The organism is Paenibacillus sp. N119s (assembly GCF_059447605.1).
Genome location: NZ_JCAJRU010000241.1, coordinates 1 through 7,161 on the forward strand (window position 1 = coordinate 1; position 7,161 = coordinate 7,161).

Here is a 7,161-nt window from a genome sequence, read left to right on the forward strand (position 1 = left end):
AGACGTAGCTGACGGCTACACCCAGGTCACTGCCAAGGATGCTTACACGCCTGAGCGTGGCTATGGATTTACCGATCTTTCCAAGGTAACTGAAGAGAACCGCGGTGGAAGTGATGCTATACGCTCAGATTTTGTGCGTGTTCAAGGCTCATCCTTTGTCGTCAATTTACCACCTGCGGATTACACGCTTTCTCTAATTGCCGGAGATACTGCCGGAAACACGGATATTACGGTTAAAGCCGAATCCATTGTGAAAGTAGAGCCTACCACCAAAACAGCAGGACAATTTGTTGAGGCTGCGTTCGAGCTTGCACTCATCGACGGTCAGCTCGAATTGTATTTCTCAGGAAATGAAGCGAAGATCAACGCCCTGGTTATCACTCCCAAGGAAGCTCGAACGGCTGGAGAGCATCCCTCCGTATACCTTGCAGGAGATTCTACGGTTCAAACTTACAAAGCCTCGATGAAGCCTCAGGCAGGCTGGGGGCAAATGATTGCTCCATTTTTTACAGATGAGACTATTTTTGTGAACCGTTCTATTGGAGGACGCAGTACGAGGACCTTTTTGGTTCAAGGGCGGTTAGATGATATTTTACGAAATATCCGTCCAGGAGATTACCTGTTCATACAGTTTGGGCATAATGATGCCGTGATCAATAATCAGGAGCGTTATGTTTCACCTGCCGATTACAAAGTATACTTGAAAACGTACATCCAAGGAGCCACCCAACGTGGTGCGATACCTGTGTTAATTACTCCTGTAGGCCGCCGGGATTATGATGCAGCAAGCGCTTCGTTTCGGATCAGTTTTCCGGAATATGTGCAGGCCATGAAGGAAACAGCATCAGAGACGAAGGTTGCGCTGGTCGATCTTAGTCGATTGAGTGTAAACTACTATGATACACTAGGACTGGAAGGAACACTTCCGTTATTTTTACATTTGAAGCCAGGTGTATATCCTGCATTTCCTGATGGCGTGAAGGACGATACACATTTTCAGGAGTATGGTGCGGAGCAGATAGCCCGGTTGGTAGCCCAAGGGGTTCGTGACTTGAATATTCCTTTATCTTCTTATGTAAAGGCAGAAAAGTTGCAATAGCACTGAGTTTCCACAACCATAATACACTCAGAAAACAAGCTGACCCTACCCAAACCCAGTAATATATATAGGCTTGGGTAGGGCATTAATGTTCTGAACCTTAAAGGAGGAATCAGCATGACAGTCGCTCAACTTCATAGTCTTATTAACGGTCAACTCCTGCATAATCAGCATCGGAGTTTATTTTACATGCGCGAGGGTTCTGTTCTGCTAGGACCTTCAACGGAAATGACGTACTGGCTGACGCAGCGAAGCCCGGAACTGATCCTCATGCTTCAAAGTTTGAAGCGCCAACATACATATCATGTTTTTGTGAAGGATGTAGCGGCCAAAATACTGTCCCAGTTTGTAAATACCAATCAGTATCTACATTTTCACACAAATCATGCAAGGGAGCTTGCGGAGCTGTATGATCGATTTTTCACCCGGATTGAAAAGCTGTTTCAAAAGAAAGCTATAGCTGGAGCAACTCTGGACTTACTGCTTCAGCAGCATTATGGGCATTTGAGAGATTTCCTTATTCGTACCAATGGACGTGAAATATTCGCTAAGTATGCAGAGAGTGAGTATACCTTTTGGATACCTTGTGAGGAATATACGCCGGAGCTGCAAGTCAATCTGCTAGGATTGGACCTTGCTCGTTTGCAAGAGCCTGTTCTAGATGTTGGTTGCGGATCAGAGGCACGGTTGGTTACCTATTTACGTTCCTTGGGATTTGAGGCTTACGGAACAGATCGGCTGGCTGAGACAGAAGGTTGTGTCATTCAAGGAGATTGGTTAGAGAGCACTTATGGAGAAAGTACATGGGGAACGATCGTTTCACATATGGCATTCTCCAATCATTTTATACATCATCATCTGAAGACAGACGGCAATATTCATGAGTACGCTCATAAATATATGGAATTGCTTAGAGCCATTCGGCCAGGAGGGAGCTTTATTTACAGTCCATGCCTGCCATTCATGGAAGAGCTTTTGAGTGTCCGAATGGGGTATCAAGTAGAGTATATCGAGTCCTCTAAAGGTTACAGAGCTACGAAAATAACGCGTATACATTCATAAGTGCTATTATCAGTCATTTGTCAGATTCACTCTTGGAATGGTAGTATAAGGATAGATATTACTCTATTTGGGATTCGGTTAACGATCAGGATTCTCATGACATTGATTTGATAGCATTGTTGCCCTGGATAATAATTATTCTATAGGTAACAGGGGATTTTTCAGGGAAGATTAAACCATATTTTCCTAAAAGCCGATATATGGAAATGAGGCGAAAACACACTGTTATTATGCCCGCTGCAAAATGGATGTAATAATTGGGTTAGGAGAGTAGAAGAAGTGTCCGATCTATATACAAAAAAAGAAGTAGAAGATTATGTAACGAACGTGGCTTTCGAACGACCTTTAGGTGTAAGCATTTCAGCTATTTTACTGATCTTTAATGGAGCACTCCTGTTGGTGACACAGCTATTGACGCTTAATGCATTAAATGAGGCTTCTACATTAATAGGCATATGCAGAGGCATGTTTCAAGGGTTCATTGCATTGCTTGGTTTGGCCGGAACAACTGCCGGAGTCGGCATGTTGTTTGGTAAGAGGTGGGCTTGGTGGCTGGCATTATTTTATTTTACATATGAGACCATGCGTTATGCGTGTGCCATTCTGTTTATTCCCGATATCTCCCCAGCGCTAGGCGGTGTGCAGCTTAGCCCTGCTCTATACTACGTTAAATATGGTATGCGTATTATTTGGAATTTATTTTTTACAATATTTCTGTGTCGCAGTACTGTGACCAGCTTTTTTCAAACAAGTGAAATTAATAAATGGAGAGCATGCAGCGTATTATTTCTCATCAATGGAGTTGTGGTGGGGGTCGGCTGGTGGTTGATTAAATAGGTTTTTCGAAGTAGAGGAGAGATGTATGATGGCAATGGAAACGTTTCCGGTTTTGGTGACTGACCGGCTTTATTTAAGACAGCTTACATTAGCAGACGCGGAGGACATATTCACCTATTTCTCCAGAGATGAAGTCACAAAATATTATGATTTGGAAAGCTTTACGGAGGTAGAGCAAGCAGAAAAATTTATTCGTTCCATGTTAACGAGATATGAGAAGCAAGAGGGCTTTCGTTGGGGGATTACGCTAAAAGAAGTTCCTGAGCGGATCGTGGGCACAATTGGATTTCATAACTGGCAGAAGGAACACTCCCGTATCGAAATCGGCTATGAGCTGGCACCGGAATACTGGCGGCAAGGCCTGATGACAGAAGCGATGAAGGTGGTGGTGGATTACGGCTTTCAATTGCCGCAGGTTCACCGTATAGAAGCCTTCATTGATCCAGATAACGAAGGCTCCAGACGGTTGCTGCTCAAAAGTGGCTTTACTAAAGAGGGTCACTTGAGAGATTACTTTTATGAAAAAGGTCAGTTTGTGGACGCTGTTGTTTTTGGCTTTCTTCGCAAGGAGTTTTCCGCGGAGCAGTAAGTTTACAAATATCCTTTGTCCCCGTAAGGTTGGAGTCGATCAAGCCAGGTCTGCTCCAGCTTTGCCAGCGCGTCTTTGACATCAAAGAATTCCGAATCCTTTTTCTTCAAAACATCCAGCACTTCAAATTCAAACGAATCTTCGCCGTACTCATTCCATTCCTGTTGTAGTTGTTTATTCTTAAATCCACCCATATTTAGCTCAAAACGCCGTCCATTCAGCGACTTTAAATTCGGCGTGGAAGAGACGAAAATTTTCCCATTGCATGTATTGCGAATACAATAGATTCCCGCCTCTGTCTTCATCTCCATGTATTGCTGAACTAGTTCTTTTCTCCGATCCATTGTCGAATCCCCCTATTTTAAAATGCTAGCTTTACGATTCCTTCAACCAATATTCACTGCCATCCGGTTTGCGATCTAGTAGACCATATTCGATCATATATCTTCGCACCGTGACATAATCGTCATATACTTCCTGTAAGATCGCATTGATATCTTTTTCATGATATATTTGTCCCTTCACAAACCGGCCCGCAATTTCACGCAGCACAATCAGCTTGTGCTTTTCTTGCATTTTAAAGGTCTTTAGGCGACCGTCTGTACCATTCGGAAAATACTTCGTGAGTACCTTTTGCCTTTCGTCTTCTGTAATGTTGTAACGTTCGTCCACCATCCGTGCTCGTACGGGTACTTCTACGATGGCGGGAGCGTGACGGTCTTTCTCTTTTAACAGTTCCATTAATGTGAGAAATACCCTGGCCTGTCGTTCTTTCTCCTTGAGTCCAAAGCGATGATTGCGTATGGTGGATGCGCTGCCGATTCCGGTTTCCTTTTGGATATCCGCATCGCCCATACCTTGATAAAATAACTGAAGCAGCCGATTCTGATGATCCGTGAGTCCGGTCAGCTTTTTGTCCAGACCGATCAAATAGTCAAACACCGATCCGTATGTCCGCTCAATATGAAGGCGTATATACCGCTCCGCGTCATAGAATACCCCTTGATCCTGATATATGATGCCTTGTTCATATCGTTGTCCGTCCAGTAGGCAAACCACCTGCTCCCCTTGGCGAATATATCCACGCTTCAGTTCTTCAACACCAGCATTCCAGAATAGTTCGGAATGATCCATTTTAGCAAACACCTCAATTAATTGATGATTATTTTATAGACAATATAACATTTTGTTTATTTTAAATCAATGAGTTGAAATTTCTCAGGTCCTTGACATTGTTCTGTTATGTACAAAAGAGATATAATTTTGTTATTATATGTAAATTGTTATTGCGTTGGGACTGGATAGCTGTTATATATTGTAATAAGTTGGGTTGATAAACAATGAACAAAATGCGATTAGAAGAAGCCATAGAAAGTGGAGATTTAAAGGAAGCAGTAAAGATAATAGAGGATGTGGGTGAAAAGTTAGATCATTCATTCACTCCAATATTATCTAGATATTTGGCAACGACGAATAGTGTATTGCTCAGAAATGTAATTGCCATTACATTAGCTGATCTAGGAGACAGTGGAGCGGTGCTGCCACTTATCGACTTGTTAATAAATCCAAAGACCAAGGGGAATAGAGGAACACTTGATAAGTAACGTGCAAGATAAAATTACTAAAGCTCAAAAGGAACTATGTAGACAAATGATAAGAAGGAAGCTAACTGATCATAAAAACAAATGTAAGCGTGACTTTTTGCTAGAATCTTTAGAACTTTTTACATGATTTTATATTCCTAAAATGCTATATTCCTTAAAATTATTGTGAGGAGATATGATATGAAATATAGATTTGCTGTCATGGATGATGAAAGTGGGCTCACAGTTGGTTTTTGTCGAGATGTGGTTGGATTAACGGGTGATATCATGGTCGAAACGTATGAAAAGGTCATGTTTGAACAATTTGTCTTTAATGAGGAATTCATAAGAAACATAGCAAAGACAAAACAATCTATATCCAACTTGTACATTGCTATTTTAGATGATGAAGAAAAAGTGATTGGAAGCTATTATTTTCATTTACCTGAATCCTACATAATCCATAAACAAAATTATAATAAACAAAATTTCCATCTGGAGTTAACAGGCATGTTTGAAACGAAACCCTCCTCTGTAGAATTAAGATTATGGGAGTTTTTAAAGGGAACCCAGCCGCATGAAAATAATATATGGCATACCTTCTCTAAAGAAGAGCGATCCGGATGGCTAAACGTGACTAGAATATATTCTGCATCTAATCATTTTGCCAGACCGGATAAACGAGGAGAAGTCTATACTTTAGAGGGCGAATACATATCTGATTTTACAACATTTTTTATAGCACTTGGTGAAGCGATTAATGGGCCGGGAGGGTACTTTGGATTTAGCTTGGACAGTATATCGGACTGTCTCTGTGGAGGTTTTGGGGCAGTAGGACCGTTCACGATCGATTGGAAAAATGCACATTATTTCTTGGAAAGATTTGAGGAAGAATGGGACCAAGAAAAGAGATGTTATGAATTTTCACCACAGCAATATTTTAAGGAACTCTTAACGATTTTAGAATCAGGTGGTGTTATCATGAATTTTTCTTCGGATAAGATCGGAAAGCAAGAAGGAAATTTTTGAAATGGAACATAAATTATTGCATCCACCTTTTACATAGGAGGAAAATGTATTTGAAGTTTGTGTATGGCTATTTTAGCAAACGTATCAGTTGCTGACTAATAAATATGAGCGGATTGTGAGTGAAGCTGATCAATTCTTGCACCACAGCTCCAGCAGGCGTGCTAAAACCCCAATCAGCTTCGAAAAATATTTTTTTCTGCTGCTCTGATGCAGGTGGCTGAGGTTCTTCCAAGCCATATTGCTCTGCTAGTCTCTCTTTCGTTTTTTGATCTATGACAAGGTCATCCTGTGCAAAGGTATAGCCCATAGGAATGCTTAATTGTACTAAAAAAAGTAGTAGTGCTGCGGAAATGATTATTTTTTTGCTCTGCATGGTTAGCTCCTGTGATCTCAGATTTTAGTCTATACTTTTTGCGTCACTCACACTAAATTATGCCTTTACAGGCTTTTATGACCAGATTATAATGGTAAATAACAGCAACGGTTTACATACACTGGTTCATCGGGGTATAGCGCAGCCAGGTAGCGCGCACCCTTGGGGTGGGTGAGGTCGTGGGTTCGAATCCCGCTACTCCGATTATAATCCAAATGTCCTGCGGGTGCGGATCGTGCGCCAGCAGGACATTTTTTTATATATTACATCTATCCTATCGCTTTTTGTCGCTACTGGCTTTTGACGACCTAGTCGTATGTACGAATGTATGTACTTGTGAGGCATTGAAGGGAGATAGGATGGAGCCACCTCTGCTTCTGCACGGGATTGGAGGCAAAAGTGACAAATCAACAATCCCTTCAATGCTACTATCTGTAAACTTTTTGCAATTGCCTATAAAGATTCCTGAAGGGCCTTAGAAGAAGTGCTGTAATCAGCATAACGGGGAAGCACAATAGTGTAGTATATTCCTACAAAAACGGTACAGACCCCAACTAATAAAAACAAGAGCTCAATTGAAATAAATGAA

General features: G+C 41.6%; 9 protein-coding genes and 1 tRNA gene. 7 read left to right on the forward strand and 3 right to left on the reverse strand.

The window, feature by feature from the left end; genetic code table 11:
- The 4 genes from AC5V8P_RS21290 to AC5V8P_RS21305 all read left to right on the forward strand — a co-directional run.
- Positions 1 to 1,099: rhamnogalacturonan acetylesterase (locus tag AC5V8P_RS21290; protein ID WP_495473837.1), on the forward strand; the 1,099-nt coding region annotated here is incomplete at its 5' end.
- A 117-nt stretch (positions 1,100 to 1,216) separates the two neighbouring features.
- Positions 1,217 to 2,161, forward strand: coding sequence for a class I SAM-dependent methyltransferase (locus tag AC5V8P_RS21295; protein WP_064795341.1), 945 nt, complete (start codon positions 1,217 to 1,219; stop codon positions 2,159 to 2,161).
- A gap of 279 nt (positions 2,162 to 2,440) precedes the next feature.
- Complete coding sequence (locus AC5V8P_RS21300) at positions 2,441 to 2,998, forward strand: hypothetical protein (protein ID WP_064795340.1); 558 nt, start codon at positions 2,441 to 2,443, stop codon at positions 2,996 to 2,998.
- Between the two features lie 28 nt (positions 2,999 to 3,026).
- Complete coding sequence (locus AC5V8P_RS21305) at positions 3,027 to 3,587, forward strand: GNAT family N-acetyltransferase (RefSeq protein ID WP_063209964.1); 561 nt, start codon at positions 3,027 to 3,029, stop codon at positions 3,585 to 3,587.
- Positions 3,588 to 3,589: 2 nt separating this feature from the next.
- On the opposite strand, the gene AC5V8P_RS21310 is transcribed toward AC5V8P_RS21305, so the two are convergent.
- Complete coding sequence (locus tag AC5V8P_RS21310; protein WP_063209963.1) at positions 3,590 to 3,931, reverse strand: GIY-YIG nuclease family protein; 342 nt, start codon at positions 3,929 to 3,931, stop codon at positions 3,590 to 3,592.
- Between the two features lie 31 nt (positions 3,932 to 3,962).
- Positions 3,963 to 4,721, reverse strand: a complete 759-nt coding sequence (locus AC5V8P_RS21315) for a DUF2087 domain-containing protein (RefSeq protein ID WP_064795339.1) — start codon at positions 4,719 to 4,721, stop codon at positions 3,963 to 3,965.
- Positions 4,722 to 4,927: 206 nt separating this feature from the next.
- Between AC5V8P_RS21315 and AC5V8P_RS21320 the strand changes: the two genes are divergently transcribed.
- Positions 4,928 to 5,191 (forward strand): hypothetical protein, encoded by a 264-nt coding sequence (locus AC5V8P_RS21320; RefSeq protein ID WP_231116693.1) that lies wholly within the window; start codon positions 4,928 to 4,930, stop codon positions 5,189 to 5,191.
- Positions 5,192 to 5,371: 180 nt separating this feature from the next.
- Positions 5,372 to 6,199 carry a barstar family protein gene (locus tag AC5V8P_RS21325; protein ID WP_064795338.1) on the forward strand — a complete coding sequence of 276 codons (828 nt, stop codon included), beginning with the start codon at positions 5,372 to 5,374 and terminating at the stop codon, positions 6,197 to 6,199.
- 67 nt (positions 6,200 to 6,266) lie between these two features.
- Here the strand turns inward: AC5V8P_RS21325 and AC5V8P_RS21330 are convergent, their stop codons facing one another.
- A complete protein-coding gene (locus AC5V8P_RS21330; protein WP_064795337.1) occupies positions 6,267 to 6,572 on the reverse strand; it encodes a hypothetical protein in 306 nt (101 codons plus the stop codon).
- Positions 6,573 to 6,702: 130 nt separating this feature from the next.
- On the opposite strand from AC5V8P_RS21330, the gene AC5V8P_RS21335 reads away from it, so the two are divergent.
- Positions 6,703 to 6,776 (forward strand) — tRNA-Pro (locus AC5V8P_RS21335).
- The last annotated feature ends 385 nt before the right edge of the window (positions 6,777 to 7,161 follow it).